At 42.9% G+C, this 18,376-nt stretch carries 21 protein-coding genes; all 21 read left to right on the top strand.

The window, feature by feature from the left end; translation table 11 throughout:
* The first annotated feature begins 253 nt into the window (after positions 1 to 253).
* Positions 254 to 736, top strand: coding sequence for a hypothetical protein (locus tag LZ24_RS16060; protein WP_144686738.1), 483 nt, complete (start codon positions 254 to 256; stop codon positions 734 to 736).
* Positions 726 to 1,277, top strand: a complete 552-nt coding sequence (locus LZ24_RS16055) for a hypothetical protein (protein ID WP_144686737.1) — start codon at positions 726 to 728, stop codon at positions 1,275 to 1,277. The genes LZ24_RS16060 and LZ24_RS16055 overlap by 11 nt, the downstream gene beginning before the upstream one ends.
* A gap of 9 nt (positions 1,278 to 1,286) precedes the next feature.
* Positions 1,287 to 1,760 (top strand): GDP-mannose 4,6-dehydratase, encoded by a 474-nt coding sequence (locus LZ24_RS16050; RefSeq protein ID WP_246118624.1) that lies wholly within the window; start codon positions 1,287 to 1,289, stop codon positions 1,758 to 1,760.
* Positions 1,699 to 2,079: an RpnC/YadD family protein gene (locus tag LZ24_RS16045; protein ID WP_144686735.1), complete on the top strand. Its 381-nt coding sequence runs from the start codon at positions 1,699 to 1,701 to the stop codon at positions 2,077 to 2,079. The genes LZ24_RS16050 and LZ24_RS16045 overlap by 62 nt, the downstream gene beginning before the upstream one ends.
* Before the next feature lie 347 nt (positions 2,080 to 2,426).
* On the top strand, positions 2,427 to 3,386 hold the full coding sequence (locus LZ24_RS16040) for an RpnC/YadD family protein (RefSeq protein ID WP_144686734.1): 960 nt from the start codon (positions 2,427 to 2,429) through the stop codon (positions 3,384 to 3,386).
* A 4-nt stretch (positions 3,387 to 3,390) separates the two neighbouring features.
* Positions 3,391 to 3,807 carry a GDP-mannose 4,6-dehydratase gene (locus tag LZ24_RS16035; RefSeq protein WP_144686733.1) on the top strand — a complete coding sequence of 139 codons (417 nt, stop codon included), beginning with the start codon at positions 3,391 to 3,393 and terminating at the stop codon, positions 3,805 to 3,807.
* Positions 3,804 to 4,169, top strand: coding sequence for an RpnC/YadD family protein (locus tag LZ24_RS16030; RefSeq protein WP_144686732.1), 366 nt, complete (start codon positions 3,804 to 3,806; stop codon positions 4,167 to 4,169). The genes LZ24_RS16035 and LZ24_RS16030 overlap by 4 nt, the downstream gene beginning before the upstream one ends.
* A gap of 39 nt (positions 4,170 to 4,208) precedes the next feature.
* On the top strand, positions 4,209 to 5,723 hold the full coding sequence (locus LZ24_RS16025; protein ID WP_144686731.1) for a lipopolysaccharide biosynthesis protein: 1,515 nt from the start codon (positions 4,209 to 4,211) through the stop codon (positions 5,721 to 5,723).
* Positions 5,720 to 7,048: a Coenzyme F420 hydrogenase/dehydrogenase, beta subunit C-terminal domain gene (locus LZ24_RS16020; protein ID WP_407923308.1), complete on the top strand. Its 1,329-nt coding sequence runs from the start codon at positions 5,720 to 5,722 to the stop codon at positions 7,046 to 7,048. The genes LZ24_RS16025 and LZ24_RS16020 overlap by 4 nt, the downstream gene beginning before the upstream one ends.
* 6 nt (positions 7,049 to 7,054) lie before the next feature.
* Entirely contained in the window at positions 7,055 to 8,182 is a 1,128-nt protein-coding gene (locus tag LZ24_RS16015) for a polysaccharide pyruvyl transferase family protein (protein WP_144686729.1), read from the top strand.
* Positions 8,183 to 8,237: 55 nt separating this feature from the next.
* Complete coding sequence (locus tag LZ24_RS16010; RefSeq protein WP_144686728.1) at positions 8,238 to 9,230, top strand: glycosyltransferase family 2 protein; 993 nt, start codon at positions 8,238 to 8,240, stop codon at positions 9,228 to 9,230.
* Between the two features lie 230 nt (positions 9,231 to 9,460).
* On the top strand, positions 9,461 to 10,363 hold the full coding sequence (locus LZ24_RS16005; RefSeq protein WP_144686727.1) for a glycosyltransferase: 903 nt from the start codon (positions 9,461 to 9,463) through the stop codon (positions 10,361 to 10,363).
* Positions 10,364 to 10,527: 164 nt separating this feature from the next.
* Positions 10,528 to 11,754: an O-antigen ligase family protein gene (locus tag LZ24_RS16000; RefSeq protein WP_246118625.1), complete on the top strand. Its 1,227-nt coding sequence runs from the start codon at positions 10,528 to 10,530 to the stop codon at positions 11,752 to 11,754.
* Complete coding sequence (locus tag LZ24_RS15995) at positions 11,751 to 12,815, top strand: glycosyltransferase (protein WP_222427680.1); 1,065 nt, start codon at positions 11,751 to 11,753, stop codon at positions 12,813 to 12,815. Before LZ24_RS16000 ends, LZ24_RS15995 begins: the two co-directional genes overlap by 4 nt.
* 27 nt (positions 12,816 to 12,842) lie before the next feature.
* Positions 12,843 to 13,958 (top strand): GDP-mannose 4,6-dehydratase, encoded by a 1,116-nt coding sequence (gene gmd, locus LZ24_RS15990; protein WP_144686724.1) that lies wholly within the window; start codon positions 12,843 to 12,845, stop codon positions 13,956 to 13,958.
* 64 nt (positions 13,959 to 14,022) lie between these two features.
* Positions 14,023 to 14,997 carry a GDP-L-fucose synthase gene (fcl, locus tag LZ24_RS15985; RefSeq protein WP_144686723.1) on the top strand — a complete coding sequence of 325 codons (975 nt, stop codon included), beginning with the start codon at positions 14,023 to 14,025 and terminating at the stop codon, positions 14,995 to 14,997.
* A 4-nt stretch (positions 14,998 to 15,001) separates the two neighbouring features.
* The gene (locus LZ24_RS15980; protein WP_342779310.1) at positions 15,002 to 15,343 is read left to right on the top strand and encodes a cupin domain-containing protein; all 342 of its coding nucleotides are present in this window, start codon (positions 15,002 to 15,004) and stop codon (positions 15,341 to 15,343) included.
* Positions 15,344 to 15,379: 36 nt separating this feature from the next.
* Positions 15,380 to 16,522: a glycosyltransferase family 4 protein gene (locus LZ24_RS15975; RefSeq protein ID WP_144686722.1), complete on the top strand. Its 1,143-nt coding sequence runs from the start codon at positions 15,380 to 15,382 to the stop codon at positions 16,520 to 16,522.
* On the top strand, positions 16,519 to 17,283 hold the full coding sequence (locus tag LZ24_RS15970; protein ID WP_144686721.1) for a WecB/TagA/CpsF family glycosyltransferase: 765 nt from the start codon (positions 16,519 to 16,521) through the stop codon (positions 17,281 to 17,283). The genes LZ24_RS15975 and LZ24_RS15970 overlap by 4 nt, the downstream gene beginning before the upstream one ends.
* 121 nt (positions 17,284 to 17,404) lie before the next feature.
* Complete coding sequence (locus LZ24_RS18105; protein ID WP_407923307.1) at positions 17,405 to 17,518, top strand: type II toxin-antitoxin system HicB family antitoxin; 114 nt, start codon at positions 17,405 to 17,407, stop codon at positions 17,516 to 17,518.
* 257 nt (positions 17,519 to 17,775) lie between these two features.
* On the top strand, positions 17,776 to 18,376 hold a 601-nt coding region (locus LZ24_RS15965; protein WP_186443213.1), incomplete at its 3' end, for an AAA family ATPase.

Raw genomic sequence — 18,376 nt, 5'->3', positions numbered from 1 at the left:
CTGGAAGCCCGAAGAAAGCTTTGAAACCGGGCTGAGAAAGACGGTGCGCTGGTACCTTGATCATGAAGACTGGTGGAAACGGGTGCTGAACGGGGTATACAGGTTGGAAAGACTTGGCTGCGAATAAAATTCTTTGTGCAGTACATGTGTACGGCTTATTCGGGTATCAGGTGAAAGATCCGGAAGGTTTTGACGTGCTTTACGCAGTATCACAGGGTTAAATAAGATGACCCTTTTTTTTAAACGAGGGAATATGATGAATGAAGAAAGGTCAATTATTCTTGACAGGTATTTAAAAAACATAGATACGCTGTACAATAACATTCGTTCTTGGTTAAGCCCTTATGGATCGTTCATAATTCAAGAGGAAATTGAAATAACTGAGGAAGTTTCTGGAACATATAAAGCCAATAAGCTTATAATTAAGGATGATAAAAAAGAGGTAGTAGCAAGTATTATGCCTGTTGGTGCTTGGGTTATAGGTGCTAATGGGAGAGTGGATTTAATAGGTAAGCTTGATAAGGTAATTATAGTTAATTTAGAAAAAGATGGAACTCTGCTATCAACTTCAGTACAGGCAGGAGATTATCAGGAGGCTGTTACAAGACAATTTTATAAAGGAATAGATATATCTGGATGGTATTGGATTGAAGATAAACGGCGCGGAAAGGCACATTTATTAGATAAGGAATTATTTTTTGAACTTATATCGGAGGTTTCTGATTATGAGTTCTAGCTGCGTTCTGGATAATATATGGCAATCATACCAGGCAACTATTGACTGTTTTAAAATTGCAGGCAGGAGTGTCAAAAGAGATGAATATTCTTTTTTGGCAAAGACAGATTTTATAGGTACACTTCCTGAAAAAGCTGATGAATTAATTAGAAAAAGTCGTTCCGATGCGGATGACTATGTTATCTTGTCTCTTTGGGCTGTTTTTGAAAGGCAACTTTTTGAATATTTACAGCGAATAAGTAAAAAGATTTCAGTTAATAATGAATCAGTCTTTAACAAACAGCTACAAAACAAAATTGAGGATGAAATAGAATATTGGAAATTAGATGCTATCCTTGATCTTTTTAAGGTGGTTGTCAGTCCAGAGCTGATTGGGAATGCAAAGCAGATCAAAAGATATAGAGATTGGGTTGCTCATCGAAATCCAAAGAAAGGGGCACCTGCCAATGTACCACCAAAAACAGCGTATGAAATTCTCTCGTGTATTTTAGATCGCATAGAAACCCATCCTGATTTAGAAGATGCCAGAGAGACAGCATAGCAGCTGTATGTGGAAGATCATGTCCGCGCCCTCTACCTTGTATTATGCCGTGGTCCTGTTGGTGAAACCTTCAATATCGGCGGCCACAACGAAAAAAGAAATCTTGAGGTGGTGGAAACCATCTGTGATCTTCTGGAAGAAATGGCACCGGAAAACCCCAACAGCCTGAAAAGCGGTACGCCCCATGGATTCAGATGCCTTATCCGTTTTGTGACAGACAGGCCGGGCCATGACCTGCGCTATGCCATGGATGCCTCAAAAATTGAAAGGGATCTTGGCTGGAAGCCCGAAGAAAGCTTTGAAACCGGGCTGAGAAAGACGGTACGCTGGTACCTTGATCATGAAGACTGGTGGAAACGGGTGCTGAACGGGGCATACAGGTTGGAAAGACTGGGTTGTGAAGGCAGGGGGGGACAAAGGCATGACAATGAAAGGCAGGCTCCTTTTCAAGACCACGGAGATTCAGCCGGAATATGTGGCTGAAACCATGGGGTCTGTGAGTATTCAGGGAAAGGAGCTTGCCATGACAACAGCGGAAAGACTGATGAATGAGGGGCATATGCGGGGCCGGATGGAAGGCCGGATGGAAGGCCGTGTAGAAGGTCGTGTAGAAGGCCGGATGGAAGGAGTATACAACGAGAAGTACCAGATTATCATGGAACTTCGGAGCTTCAACATGAAACCTGAAGAGATTGCTAAAATTACCCGGCTTACCCCTGAAAAAGTAAAGGCGGTTCTTGCCGCAGGGGATAAGGGGCTGGATCTTCTTTTGTCCACATATACTCTGCGTGGTGATTCTTGATACATGGGGCAATTTTGAAACGATAGTGTAGGGGCAGGCCCCCGTGCCTGCCCTGGTTTTGGGCAACCACGGGGGGTGCCCCTACAAAAAACCCATTTCCGATTCAGGATCGGGGGATTGTGGAAACGAGTTGCCCTGTGAAAGGCCACCCGGTATTCATGATCATCGTCCTACACCCTTACCGGATCAGGGTATTATACTCCGCATGGTCATTCTTGATATATGGGCTAATTTTGAAACAATATGAAAAAGTTCCTGACCCGTGTGTCTGAAATTTTCGAATGTTTCACGGTTTACCGCTTGGAGTATAGAAAAGGGGTGTCCCCTTTTCTACAGGAGGATATGATTTGACAGGTACGGAAAACAAAACCCTGAAAAATGACTTCGACAGCCCTTGGAAAGAAATTCTTGAGAGATGGTTTCCTGAGTTTCTTTCCCTCCTGTTTCCCAATATTTATGATGAAATTGACTGGAGCCACCAGCCGGTGTTCATAGATAAAGAGCTTCAGAAACTTGCCTGGGACTCAGAAACCGGAAGGCGTTACGCAGATAAGCTTGTGAAGGTCTGGACAAAGAAGAATAAAGAAATCTGGGTTATCATTCACATTGAGGTTCAGGGAGATCCGGAAGAGATTTTTTCTGAACGCATGTTTGTTTATTATTTCCGGATTTTTGATCATCACAGAACAGGGGTGGTCAGCCTTGGGGTGCTTACGGATAACAGCAAAAGCTTCAGGCCGGATTCCTATTCCAGGGAGCTGTGGGGATGCACCCTTGACTTCCGCTTTCCCATTGTAAAACTAATGGATTGGGAAGACAGGTGGGATGAGCTTGAAAACAGCGACAATGTGTTTTCCCTTGCGGTCATGGCCCAGATCAAGGCAAAATCCAGCAAAACCAAAGACGAGCTGAAGGCCTGGAAGCTCTACCTTGTGCGCCTCATGTATGAGCGCAACTATGATAAAAAAACCATTCTTGAATTTTTCTGGGTGATTGACTGGATGATACGGCTGCCGGAAGGACTTGAAAAGAAGTTCCTTCAGGAAATTTACCAGATCGAGGAGGGAAGAAATATGCGATACATTACAAGTGCAGAGCGGTTTGGGATTGAAAAGGGTGTTCTTATAGGCCGTAATGAAGGACGCTATGAAGAGAAGTTCCAGACCATCATGAAACTTCGTAAGTTCAATATAAAGCCCGATGAAATTGCAGAGATTACAAACCTTACCCCTGAAAAAGTAAAGGCGGTTCTTGCCGCAGGGGATAAGGGGCTGGATCTGCTTATAGGTGATATTGATGGCAGGTAGATAAGTGGAAGATCATGTCCGCGCCCTCTACCTTGTATTATGCCGTGGCCCTGTTGGTGAAACCTTCAATATCGGCGGCCACAACGAAAAGAGAAATCTTGAGGTGGTGGAAACCATCTGTGATCTTCTGGAAGAAATGGCACCGGAAAATCCCAACAGCCTGAAAAGCGGCACGCCCCATGGATTCAGAAGCCTTATTCGTTTTGTGACGGACAGGCCGGGCCATGACCTGCGCTATGCCATGGATGCCTCAAAAATTGAAAGGGATCTTGGCTGGAAGCCCGAAGAAAGCTTTGAAACCGGGCTGAGAAAGACGGTGCGCTGGTACCTTGATCATGAAGACTGGTGGAAACGGGTGCTGAACGGGGCATACAGGTTGGAAAGACTGGGGTGCGAAAGCAGGGGGGGGACAAAGGCATGACAATGAAAGGCAGGCTCCTTTTCAAGACCACGGAGATTCAGCCGGAATATGTGGCTGAAACCATGGGGGCTGTAAGTATTCAGGGAAAGGAGCTTGCCATGACAACAGCGGAAAGACTGATGAATGAAGGGCATATGCGGGGCCGGATGGAAGGCCGTGTAGAAGGCCGTGTAGAAGGCCGGATGGAAGGAGTATACAACGAGAAGTACCAGATTATCATGGAACTTCGGAGCTTCAATATGAAACCTGAAGAGATTGCTAAAATTACCCGGCTTACCCCTGAAAAAGTAAAGGCGGTTCTTGCCGCAGGGGATAAGGGCCTTGATCTTCTTTTGTCCAAAGATCAGAGAAAAGATGTCTGATACCTTTTTTGCGGCTTGCACGTGCAAGGATAGTATTGATTGAGTTCGACAAAACGAATCATAAAAAATACCCTGATCATGTATATGGCTCTGGCAATGAGTATTGTCATAGGTCTTTATTACGCCAGAGTTGTTTTGAATAACCTAGGTGTTGAGGATTTTGGTATCTACTCAGTAATGGGAGGGCTTATCCTCTTGTTCTCAGTGCTGAGTGGAACCATGGCTGGATCTGTTCAACGTTTTTTATCCTATGCTTTGGGGGCAAAAGACGAAATACAGGCAAAGCAGATTTTTACGGCTTCGATAGTTATTCATCTTTGCCTGGCACTTATCATTTTTTGTCTTGGAGAAACTCTGGGATATTGGTTCTTTGAAAAGTATCTGGTTATTTCAGCGGATCGGTTTGAAGCCGCATCATGGATTTTTCATACGGTCTTGCTCTCTCTTGTTATGAGTATGTTGTCCGTTCCGGCTCGTGGGATGCTGATTTCCTATGAAAAAATGGGGATCGTTGCATTTATTAATCTCTTAGGCCCTTGCGGGAGACTTTTTGCAGCACTTGCCATCCCTTTTATAGATTTTGATAACCTTAAAACCTTTGCCTTTCTTGTATTGCTGGTTTCTTTTTTAGAAATGGTTCTGGCCTATACAATCGCCTTTTTCTGTTGCCCTACGGCACGGTTTTCACGGTTGAAGAATAAAAAACTGTACGGAGAGCTTACAAGTTTTGCATCATGGGGTTTTTTTGGTGATTTGGCAGCTGTTTCCAAGAGTCAGGGTACAGCGATTGTCATGAATATGTTTCACGGCGTACTTGCAAATGCGGCTCTTGGTGTGGCAAATCAACTGGTATCCAAGGTTGAGAATGTATCTGGCATGATTGTTCAGGCGGCCAATCCCCAGATCATCAAAAGATATGCTGCGGAAGATCATGCCAGTTCCATCAAGCTTGTGACCCAGTCTTCCAAGATATGTTTTGTCTTGCTGTATGCAGCAGCCCTGCCTTTTTTGCTGGAAACGGAATTTATCCTTAAAGTATGGCTGAAAATCGTGCCGGAATATTCCGCAATCTTCGTGAAGCTGGCTTTGTCAGCGGTTTTGATTGATTCCGTATCAAAGTCTTTGATGACTTTGTCCAGAGCCACAGGAAAAATAAGGTTGTACCAAAGTGTTGTGGGATCTTTACTTCTCTTGAATTTACCTCTTTCCTTTGTATTTCTTATGAAGGGTTTTTCTCCGGAGGTCGTCTTCTATGTTTCAATATTTCTGGCCCTTATCGCTTTTTTTGCAAGGCTTGGCATTTTAAAAAGGACAGCGTGTTTGAATGTCTGGAAGTTTTTGACCGATGTCATCGTTAAGGTATTGATATTGTTACTGACTTCTTTTGTTCTGCTGTATCTTGGAAGATATGTGATTTCTTCAGATGGTTATCTGAAAGCATACAATATTATCATGGTTCCGGTGCTGGTGTTTCTTTCAGCCTGGTATAGTGTTCTTGTGCCTGCGGAACGCTTATTTGTCAGAAATCTTTTAAAAGAGAAGTTGAAGCTGTGAAAGATTTTTCTCTATTGCTCAGTGAAGTCCTTCAAAAGGGGATTTGTGTGGGTTGCGGCATGTGTGCTGGTGTATGCCCAAAACATTGCCTTGCAATGGATTGGAATATCCTTGGGCAGTATGAGCCGCAGCCCAACAGCATTTCAGAATGCATTTCATGTGGTCTGTGCATAAAGGTTTGTCCTTTCTATGAGCATGGCATCAATGAAGATGGAATAGGCCAAAAACTTTTTTCCGTTATTCCCAATATCAAACATACAGAAGAAACAGGGTTTTACCTAGGTGCTTTTGCCGGGGCAGCGGATGAAGAAACCCGGCTCAATGGGGCATCCGGAGGGGCTGTTTCATGGCTTTTGAAAAAACTTCTTGAGGAAAAAAGAATCGATAAGGTCATTACCGTCGAGCCTTGTGCCAATCCGGAAAAACTGTTTCGGTACACCATTGTTTCAAGCCCTTCCGATGTGGATCGCTGTGCAAAATCTGCCTATTATCCCGTTGAGATGAGCGGGGTCATCCGTGAAATTATGGCTCAGGATTGCAGGGTTGCCATTGTCGGGCTTCCCTGTTTTATTAAGGCAGTAACCCTCGCAAAGTCTTTTTTTCCAAAACTTCGTCAAAATATTCACTTTACTTTCGGGCTTGTGTGCGGGCAGGGCAAATCCAGAATGTTCACGGAATATCATATTGTAAAGATGGGGGCAGAACCGCAGGATGTGGCTTCTTTTACATACAGAAAAAAGGTTTCGGGTTTTCCCAGCTCAAATTATGCGTTTGAAATGGTAGATGTGTCAGGCAGGCGTATCCGTAAAATGTGGTCCGATGGAATAGGCGATATATGGGGTGGAGATTATTTCAAACAGAAAAGCTGTTTTTTTTGTGATGATATTTTTACAGAATGTGCGGATGCCGCATTCATGGATGCCTGGCTGCCCGAATTTGTCAGGGATGGACGTGGAACAAGTCTTATCATCAGCAGAAATTCTCTTATTTCTCAGCTTTTTTCAAACTCTGGCACCTATACGGATATCCCCGCTGAAAAGGTTATAGAAAGTCAGTATGGGGTTGTGGAAAACAAGCGGGGTTTTATTCGGTATTGTTCTGCGGATATGGATGTTACGTTGAAAAAAAGGGATTTTTCTCTGCCATTGTCGGGTAAAAAAATCAGACTTTTACAAAAAAAATATAAAAATGCCTGCTTTGTTCATCAGGCTTTGGCACAAGGAGATGGCTGGATTGGACGTATCGACAGGCGTGTACGGGGAAGTCTTTTTATAAGATTGAAGAAGCAGATAAAACAACGGCTGAAACAGCTTTTGGGGAAGTGACAGAGAATGAAAAGAATTGGTGTCTTGAATTTTTTTAATTCAAACCAGAACTATGGGGCTGTTTTGCAGGCGGCGGCTCTTCAGGAAGTTTTAAAGGGCCTTGGTCATTCATCGGAGCATATTGATCTGGTAAGGGCTGATCCTGATGCGTCTTTAATGCGTAAGTATTTTAAAAAAATAAAAAAAAACAAGCTTGGTAGGTTGTTTTATTCATGTATCAAAACTGTTTATTTCCAGATTTTAGGTAAGAGTGTTTTTGATCAGTTTAGAAATAAATATATTGTTTCTTCGACGATCAGATATGAGGGAATGCAGGATTTGGAAAAAAACTATTTTGATTACGAAATTGTTGTTGTTGGTAGCGATCAAGTATGGCGTCTGAAATACATAAAAGAATTAGCACCCGCATATTTTTTTTCATTCTTAGGTAGTTCAGTAAAAAAAATTTCTTATGCTGCCAGCTTTGGTCTTGATAGATGGGAAGCGGAAAAAGATTCAGATTTGACAAAAATATTAAAAAAATATCTTCAAGATTTCTCTGCTATTTCCGTTAGGGAAGATTCAGGTGTTAATATCTGTAATGACATTTTTGATGTTGAAGCTCATCATGTTTTAGATCCGACTCTTTTGATTGGAAGGTCATTCTTTGAACAGATTGCTAAAATTAAGGTGCCATCGGTCCGTTCTCGGAAGTTGGTATATTATAAACTGGATAAATCCGATGATTTTAAGGATATGGTTCGCTTTATTGAGGATCAATATGGTTTTGAATCAGAAGATATTTACCACAAGACTGTAAGCAAAAAAAAGAAAGCTTACAGGCCTGTTGAAGATTGGTTGGGTCTTATTGCAAGTAGTGATCTTGTGATCACAGATTCTTATCATTGTGTTTGTTTTTCTATGCTGTTCAATAAAGATTTTTTTTACTTTGCTAATAAAGATAGGGGTTTGTCTAGGGTTGAAAGCCTGTTGCATATGTTTGACGTCCCAAAAGACAGAATTGTTCATAATTTTAATAAAGAACAACTGACCAGTCTTATACAGCTAAAGATTGATTATGCTCATATCAATAGACGGTTGGTTGTCTTGCAGGAAGAGTCTCTACGGTTTTTAAAAAGTGCCATTGATTTTTAGCTGGATAAACTTGCGTTAATTGGAAAGTTTAGGCATTGAGTATAAGGAATTCTTTATGTTGAAATTAAAGCCTTCAATAAGCATTGTAATCCCATGCTATAAAGCAGAACATTATATTGCATGCGCTATCGATTCTGCATTGAATCAGGATAAAGTAGATGTTGAGGTTATCGTTGTTGAAGATGGAGTCTTTGACAATACAAAAGATAAAATTCCCTGCTTGCCCAATGTGAAACACATTCAGCTTGAGAAGAATATGGGTGCTTCGGGTGCAAGGAATATTGGGCTTGCCCATGCTTCATCGGGCTATGTGGTTTTTTTAGATGCAGATGATTATTTTCAAGGTGATTTATTGATAGGTTTATATCAAGCTTTGCTTGAATCTCAAGCATCCCTTGCCCTCGGAAGATGTTTGAGTTTACATGAAGAAACAGGAAAAAGAGTCATGTTTGTGCCGCCATACAAAGAGGGAGAACTGGATGTGTTGAAGCGTTGGTTGGAAGGATGTTGGGGGCCGGGTACTTGCTCAATTTTGTGGAAGGTTGATGAAATAAAACGAATAGGAGGCTGGAACGAAGATTTTGTCTTTAACGATGATGGAGAGCTGGTAATCAGAGCTTTACTGAACGGTTGTAAAGTAGCCCAGTCATTTAGTGGCTATGGCGTGTATAGAAAACATAGCAGCCCTTCAGTATCAAAGCGTAAGGGGTTTGATACATTTGAAAATCAAAAATGCTTGGAGTTCTATGTGATGGACCGCATTAATTCGGATAGGAAATTTAGTGATCTGATCTTGTCTTTAAATGAATTTCGACGAATTAACGCACAAAATGCTTATAAGTGCGGTTATGATAAAATTGGTAAAGATTTTGAAAAACGTTGGGAGTACTACGGTGGCAAATTGCCACTGAGTAGAGTTGGTAAAGTTCCAAAGAATATCTATCTTATTTTGTTTTTACTGTTTGGAATGAGAGATAGTGAGAAAATTATATCTTTATTACGATTATATTTAACTATGATCAAGACGAAATTTTTTAATAGGAAATAACGAGAATAAATAGAATCGTTGGGGATTATTTTTTAGAAATTTGCTTATTTCTATGGCGATTAAAACGAAGAACGATTTGGATCCAGCTATGGTTTTCGGAGATGTGCAATGCAGAATTCGACAAAGCCATCCGCTGTTTCAGGCCTGATGACAAAGATCAGGGTTTTATCTGCGTCGAGTGGCAAAGAAATTTTTAGTATAAGCAGTATTGGTTGGTATAGAGGGGGTTTATGGACATGATTTCTGTGTGTATTTGTACATTTAAGCGCAATTTGGGCCTACAGAAGCTATTGGATGTCTTGTTTCGTCAAATTACGGATGGTTTTGCTTATGAAGTTATTGTTGTCGATAATGATAAGGATAGAGGGGCAGAAGCAATTATTGGCCCTATAATGGAAAGGGTAGAAGGAAGGTTGATCTATGATGTAGAACCCCAGCAGAACATTGCCCTCGCAAGAAATCGTTCCGTAAGTTTAGCTACGGGGAATTATATTGCCTTTATTGATGATGATGAACAGCCCGCAGAAAACTGGCTTTTTGAATTATTGCATGCCATAAAAAAGTATAATGCGGATGCTGTTTTTGGACCGGTAATGCCTGTCTATCCATCCAATACGCCTGAGTGGATAATTAAGGGTGGCTTTTTTGAAAGACCTGAGCATGAAGATGGAACATTTCTTGATACAGGAAGAACAGGCAATGCGTTGGTTAAAAAAGACTGGTTGGATAAATATGAAAAACCCTTTAATGATGTTTACGGTCTGACTGGGGGAGAAGATTCTGATTTTTTTTCAAGAATCAAAGATGAAGGAGCACGGTTTTGCTGGGCAGCCAAGGCAGTAGTACGTGAAGAAATTGAAGATGCCAGGCTCAATAGAAAATGGCTTTTGTCAAGAGCATTCAGGGGGGGGCAGGGCTATGCGGATAGACTTTTAAAGAGTAAGTCAATGATAAGAAAAATGACTCATTGCTCTATGCGTCTTGCGGGTGCTTTATTTGCTCAGGTAGTGGCTATTGCAATGTTGCCTGCAGGATTTTACCGGTTTGTCTGGTGGCAGAGAAAAGTTATGTCCAATCTTGGGCAGGCCTCAGTTGTTTTTAAATATAGGTATGAAGAGTATAAAAAAAAGTAATTGGTATCCATATAAGCAGGTTTTTATTTTCTTTAAAGGTCCTTTTTTTGCTGTAATCAGATTTGAAGAATGGCTACTTTGAAGAGTTAGTTTTAAACTTCTTGGTAAGTATTGTTTTGTTGTTTTTTATGTGCAATTGATTTGGGGAGTTAGCTTTGTCAAGCGTGAAGCGTGGTTTAATTAATGTTGAGTTCTTGCATATAATTCCGTTCATTCTTTTTTGGCTATATTACTCTGGTATACCACATTTATTATGGGGTTATTCGGATGGAGAATCAGACAGGATTCGGCAAATTGTTTTAGGGTTGGCTTATCTTGTGGCATTATTTTGCCATGTCTTTAATCCTCTTGTTATTAAAAATTTATTATATATAAAGGCGTATCTATTGGTTGTGTTTTACGCAATTTTGTCTATTTTATGGGCGTATGCAATAAATCAAGTGTTTATTAATGCTGTTCATCATATTGGGTTGGTTTTGACATTGAATTGTGCTGTGTATTTTCTCTTGAAAAGGCCAGAAGTAAATGTTTTTAAATGGTTTTTTGTTTTTTCTTTAATAGTAATGATGCTTTCTGTTTTTCTGTCTGTACTTGTTCCTCATGTTGGTCATCATGTATCGCAACGTTGGTCTGGTGTCTATGCCCACCCAAATACATTGGGCTTATTCAGTTTTTTTGCTTTTTGGTCCGCTTCATTCTATTTTGTTATGATTCCAGATGTCAAAGTTCGACTTCTTTGCGTGGTTTTAGCACTTTTGGCATTTGTTAATTTGTTTTTTGCAAATAGCGTAACTTCTATAATATCTTGTATTATTCTTTTGCTTTTTATTCAGTTCTTTAATGTAAAGGAACTTTCACTCTCATTAAGAGAGGGTTATTTTTTATTTGCGGGTATGATTTTTGCCCTTTTCTTTACAATAGTTTTGGTAGCATTAATTTTTCCTGGTTTAGATGTTGCCAGTACATTTTTTTCTGTATCTGGAAGGGACGAGAATCTTACTGGTAGGACTTATTTGTGGATTTTAGCATTTGAACTGATAGAAAAAAAGTTTTTGCTGGGGTGGGGTTTTGATTCTTTACGATATTTTAACCACGTAAATCTAATTAATTATAACCAGTTTCATAATGGCTACTTGGATATTATGGTTAAGGGTGGTGTTGTGGGTATATGTGTTTTTTTGGGTTTTGTGTGTTTTTTTTTGAAAAAGTTGTATCAATTCAGAGGTATAAAACCAGTTTATTACAAGGCTTTTATAGCCTTTTTTTTTGTTGTTGCAATCGTGAATATAACTGAATCTTCCTTTTTAAGAATTGGACATTTTTTTTGGTTTTTTATATCTTTTATTTATTTTTATGTGTCGATTATACTTATTAAAGGTCCACGCTTATGAATATTTTAATCATACAACCACTTGTTCCACACTACAGGCAGAGTTTTTTTGATAGGCTCTGTAACCGGAGCGATCTTCTTATTTTGTTTGGAAGAAATGATAAATCTTTCAAATTAAGTACGCAAGACCATATGAAAAAAGTAAAATCTTTTTTTGTGGCCGGGGCAGAATTTTTTTGTATCTATGATGACCTAAAAAAGCGCAGGCCGGATGTTGTCATTACCTATGGTGAAGTAAAACAGCTTTCCAATATTCTTTTATTTATTTTAAAACCATTTTTTAAATATAAGCTTGTCTTCTGGTCCCATGGTTTTAAATATAAGAAAATGAATCTGATAGACAAGCTCCGTCTTTTTCAGCTCAAGAGAGCTGACGGGGTGTTGTTTTATACGGAAGCCTGCAGGCGTGATGCAGAAGAACGTTTTGGGGTTAAAAATGCCTTTCATTTAAATAATACCCTTGATTTTGGTGTTGTTCTTCCTGTGCCAGAAGAAGAAAAAGAAATTAATAAAAAAAAATACAATATACGAACAAAAATCAATGGGATTTTTATTTCCAGATTTACACCTCTTAAAGCGCCTGAGCTTTTGTTGAAATTGATGCTTGAGATACATAAAAAAAATTCGGATATAGGGTTTATTATTGTAGGCGATGGACCATGTAAGCCGGATTTTTCCTCTTATGATTTTATTTATGATTTTGGCAGGGTTTATGATGAGGCCTTCAAGGCTATTTTGTTTGGCATGGTGGATTTTTCTTTCATGCCAAATGGTATTGGCTTGAGTATTGTGGAGGGGTTTATCCATGGCTTGCCTATGGCTACTTTGAAGAATGGCGTATCAGGCGTGGCGCATGGTGTTGAAGTTTTATATCTGGAAAAAAATGTTACGGGTGTTATTGCTGATTCCGAGTCTGATTTGGTTGACTATCTCTCAGATGTTTCTACGGAGGAGTTGCAAAGAATGGGTAATAATGCCCGTATGTTTGCTTTGAATAACCTGAGCATGGACAACATGGTAAATAATTTTTGCCATGCAGTTGAAAAAATTAAACGTCTCTGAATGCTTTGAATATAAGGAACTTTATCCATGAAAAAAGCCCTCATCACCGGCATCACCGGACAGGATGGCAGTTACCTTGCCGAATTCCTTCTGGAAAAAGGCTATGAAGTCCACGGCATCAAGCGCAGGGCCTCCCTTTTCAATACCCAGAGGATTGACCATATTTACCAAGACCCCCATGTGGACAATATCCGCTTCCGGCTCCATTACGGAGATCTTTCGGATACCAGCAACCTGATCCGCATCATTCAGGAAGTGCAGCCCCATGAGATTTACAACCTTGCGGCCCAGAGTCATGTGGCGGTCAGCTTTGAATCCCCTGAATATACGGCGGATGTGGATGCTCTGGGAACCTTGAGAATTCTGGAAGCCATCCGCATTCTCGGCCTTGAGAAGAAAACCCGTTTTTATCAGGCCAGCACCAGTGAGCTGTATGGTCTGGTTCAGGAAGTTCCCCAGAAAGAAACAACCCCCTTTTACCCCCGCAGTCCCTATGCCGTTGCAAAACTCTACGCCTACTGGATTACGGTGAACTATCGCGAAGCCTATGGCATGTATGCCTGCAATGGTATCCTTTTCAACCATGAGTCCCCCCGAAGGGGAGAAACCTTTGTCACCCGTAAAATCACAAGGGGGCTTGCCAATATTGCCCATGGCCTCGAAAGCTGCCTTTATCTTGGCAATATGGATGCCCTCCGGGACTGGGGCCATGCCAAAGACTATGTGCGTATGCAGTGGCTGATGCTGCAGCAGGAATCCGCGGAAGATTTTGTCATTGCCACAGGAAAGCAGTACAGCGTTCGGGAATTTGTACTCTGGAGTGCAAAGGAGCTGGGTATTTCCTTGAGATTTGAAGGAAAGGGCGTGGAAGAGCGAGGTGTTGTGGATGCCGTGGAAGGAAAAGATGCTCCGGAAGTGCGTGAGGGGGATGTGATTGTCCGGGTGGACCCCAGATATTTCAGGCCAACGGAGGTTGAAACCCTTCTTGGAGATCCAACCCGTGCCAAAGAACGCCTGGGCTGGGTACCGGAAATTTCTGTTCAGGAGATGTGTGCGGAAATGGTTCAGGAAGACTTGAAGATCGCAAAGCGTCACGCCCTCTTGAAGCTGAATGGCTATGAGATTCCCGTATCTCTTGAATGATGTTTTTTCTGTATTTGGCAGAGGGGATGGCTGAGCTTTTTCATAAAATTTGGTGGAGGGTGTGATGGGGCAGGGTGGGCAGGATAAAATTTTTGTGGCAGGTCACAGGGGGATGGTGGGCAGCGCCCTTGTACGGCATTTTTTTTCTTCGGGCCATGAACGTCTGTTGCTGCGCTCCCGTCAGGAGCTGGATCTTCTGGATCAGGGGGCTGTTTTCGATTTCATGCAGAGGGAAAAGCCGGATCAGGTGTATCTGGCGGCTGCCAAGGTGGGCGGTATTCATGCCAACAATACGTATCCGGCTGAGTTCATTTATGAAAATCTTGCGGTTCAGTCCAATGTGATCCATGCGGCCCACCTTGCCGGTGTTCAGAAGCTGATCTTTCTTGGAAGCAGTTGCATCTATCCCAAGCTTGCGGCCCAGCCCATGCACGAGGAAGCCCTGCTGACGGGTTTTCTGGAACCGACCAATGAACCCTATGCTGTCGCTAAAATTGCGGGCATCAAGCTTTGCGAGAGTTATAACCGCCAGTATGGAAGGGATTACCGCAGTGTCATGCCCACCAACCTCTATGGGCCTGGGGATAATTTTCATCCTGAAAACAGCCATGTGGTTCCGGCCCTGTTGCGGCGTTTCCATGAAGCGGTACAGAACAGTGCGCCCGAGGTGGTGATCTGGGGAAGCGGAACACCCATGCGGGAGTTTATGCATGTGGACGACATGGCGGCGGCAACGGTTCATGTGATGAATCTGGACGATGCCACGTACAAGGCCCACACCCAGCCCATGTTTTCCCATATCAATGTGGGAACAGGGGTGGACTGCACCATCCGTGAGCTGGCAGAAACCGTGGCAAAGGTGACGGGATATAAGGGGCAGCTTGTTTTTGACAGTACAAAACCCGACGGCACCCCCAGAAAGCTTCTGGATGTCACCCGCCTGAAAGAGCTGGGCTGGGAGGCCCGTATCAGCCTTGAGGATGGGCTTCGTAATGCCTATGCCTGGTTTGTGGAACATCAGGAGAATGTGAGGGCATGAGGAGATTCACCGCATGGCCCACCGTCCCTGGGGTACCTATGAGGTGCTGCTGGAAGACGGACAGTATAAAATCAAGCGCATCATCGTGAAACCCGGCAGCAAGCTTTCGCTCCAGAAACACTTCCACCGTAACGAGCACTGGATTGTGGTCAGTGGTACAGCCACGGTGACTGTGGGGGAAAAGACCTTTCTTGTCCGGCCCAACCAGTCCACCTACATTGAAATGGGGGAGATGCACAGGCTGGAAAATGAAGGAAAGATTGATCTTGTCATGATTGAGGTGCAGCTTGGGGAATATACGGGTGAGGATGATATTGTGAGGGTGAAGGATGTGTATGGGCGCTGATGGCATTTTTTAAGAAAGAGGAAGGTGGCAGGCCTTATGTTGCACAGGGTACATGTGAATTACAGGTTTTATGGAGGAGAAGACGCTGTTTTTCTTGCAGAGGGCGAGATCCTCAAAGCAGGACAGGTTGAATATACAGATCACTGCTTCAGCAATGACAGCATTCAGGGGTTTTTTTCAAAGCTCTCTCTTTTTTTTACATCCTGCTTTAATTTCAGACTTTCCCATGTGTTCAGGGAGTACAATTTTTCAGCGGGTGACATTGTGCATGTGCATAACCTTTTTCCGCTGATTTCTCCTTCTCTCTTTTATTTTATGAAAAAAAGATCTGTTGCAACGGTTTATACATTGCATAATTTTCGCAATATCTGCCCCACAGCACTTCTGATGGTTGATGGAAGGCCGGATGAAAGGAGTCTTGTGGAAGGGCCTTACTGGGCCGTTAAAAAAAAGGTGTACAGAAACTCCTTGTGGGGAACGCTGGCCCTTGCCAATAATATTCAGCTCCATAAGACCATGGGAACCTGGTCAGAAAAAGTGGATCGTTTCATATGTCTTACCCACTTTGCGAAAAACAAATTCATTGAGGCAGGTTTCCCGGAAAACAAGATTTGTGTGAAGCCCAACTGTGTGATGGATCCGGGCTATGCGGATCAGGAAAAAACGGGGTTGCCCCTTTTTGTTGGCCGTATGTCCCCGGAAAAGGGTGTTCGGGTGCTGGAAAAAGCGGCAGTCAAAGGACGCATGCATGTTGACTGTATTGGAGAGGGAGACACAAGGCCTGAATCTGCTTATTGCAACTGCCTTGGGCTGCAGCGCCGGGATGCTGTGTTTTCTGCCATGGGAAAAGCTCCCTTCATGATTGTTCCTTCACTTTGGTACGAAGGATTTCCCATGGTTATTGTTGAGGCATTTTCTGTGGGAACGCCCGTTTTATGCAGCAACATCGGGAGTCTGGCGGAGCTTGTGGAAGACCGGGTCACCGGGCTTCATTTTGAGGCGGGCAATGCTGATGATCTGGCAGAAAAAATGCAGTGGATGCTGGATCATCCCGATGAGGTTGCTGAAATGGGCAGGCGAGCCCGCAGGGAGTATGAAGCAAAATATACGCCGGAGCGAAATTTTGAGATATTGATGGATATTTATCGTCAGGCCGTGCAGGAGGCTTCAAAGAAATGAAAATCCAGCGTGTTCCCGTTATCCGTATGGGGGTGGATCTTATCGGTTTTGATCAGGCCCTGAACAAAGTGATTGAACTGGCGCACAGGGGGGCTGGGTTCTATGTGTGTGTTTCCAACGTGCATATGTGCATGGAGGTTTTTGATTCTGATGACCTGAAGCGGGTGGTGGATGACGCGGATCTGGTGATTGCGGACAGCAGGGTCATCTATGCGGCCCAGCGTATTCTTGGGCATAAGTCTGGTGGGCATGTCCGGGGGCAGGACATCATGGATGCCCTCTGTGCCCGGAGTGCGCGGCAGAATCTGAGGATTGGCCTTTACGGCGGCTCCGATGCCGATGTTCTGGAAAGGGTGGAAGACAGCATCCGGAAACAGTATCCTGATGCGTCCATTGTGTACAGGTATGCGCCACCTTTTCGGAGTCTGACACCCGAGGAGGACAGGCAGGTGATTGATGAAATCAATGCGGCCCGTGTCAATGTGCTTTTTGTGGGGATCGGGTGTCCCAAGCAGGAATACTGGATGGCGGCCCACAAGGGTAGTCTTGACTGTGTGATGCTTGGGGTGGGTGCTGCCTTTGACTTCATATCAGGCGCAAAAAAACATGCGCCCCGATGGATGCAGAAGTCAGGCCTTGAATGGGTTTTTCGTCTGTGCAGTGAACCGAAACGGCTCTGGAAACGCTATTTTAAGCAGAATCCAAGATTCATCTATCACTTTTTTAAAGGGCTGTTTTTAAAAAAAAGGAAGGTCGTCTAAAGACCGACAGGATTCCTGCTTTGTGGGATGGCAGGGCTGCGGAGAGGATTGTTCAGGTTTTGCTTGGTGCGGGGTGAGTTTTATAGTTTTTGAACTATTTCTTTTGCAAAAGGGGGTATTGATGAAACTCACCGTGATTTTAGAACCCTGTGAGGAAGGTGGTTATACGGTATGGGTACCGTCTCTTCCCGGATGTATCAGTGAAGGGACAGAGCAGGTGGAAATAGCATTGTGAATAAGATTCCGGAAGTTGGCTATGAAAAGCGTATAGCTGTGCGGGGGGGAGAGGGTATGATAATTTACAGGGTCAAGTTCCTGTGTCTTTACTTTCCGGTGGCTTCGAGTGCCTCAGCCACCGGGAGAAGCCCCCAAATCCGCTGACTGAGGCCCTCGAAGCCAGGGGGAGAAGCCCCCAAAGCCGCTGGCTGAGGCCCTCGAAGCCAGGGGAGCCTATGATGAAGTTGCAGGCGCAAGACCATCCGGGAGGAAAAAATGAAATATCCCTATGCCATTTCTGACTTTGAAAAAATTATTGAAAATAATTATTTTTATTGTGACCGCACAGATAAAATTCCTTTGCTTGAAAATGCAGAGTCCCAGCTTTTCATAAGGCCAAGGCGTTTTGGCAAAAGCCTTCTTCTGTCCATGCTTGATAATTATTATGATGTTGCCAAAAAAGATGATTTTCAAAAATTATTCGGGCATTTAAAGATTGGTCAAAACCCAACCCCATTGAGAAACTCCTATTTCATTTTAAGGTGGGATTTTTCCTGTGTGGATGCAGCAGGAGATTATCATGGAATCAAAAAATCCTTATACAATCATATCAATGCCAGAATAGAGCGTTTTATCACCTATTATAATTTTATGGGTTTTTCTCTGCCTGAAATTAAAATCAATCCCGATGATGCCATCTATACAATGGAGCGTCTTATTTCAGCGGTAGAGGTTTCTGGATACGCTCTCTATCTCCTGATCGATGAATACGACAACTTTGCCAACACCATTCTCATGTCTTCTGCCGACAAAAAAGAAGATTATGACAAGCTTGTTAAGGTAGAGGGTGTTTTAAGAACGGTTTTCAAGGCAGTAA

This window comes from Desulfobotulus alkaliphilus, assembly GCF_007830435.1.
Classification (GTDB): Bacteria; Desulfobacterota; Desulfobacteria; order Desulfobacterales; family ASO4-4; genus Desulfobotulus; species Desulfobotulus alkaliphilus.
This window is presented reverse-complemented; position numbering and strand designations above follow the sequence as displayed.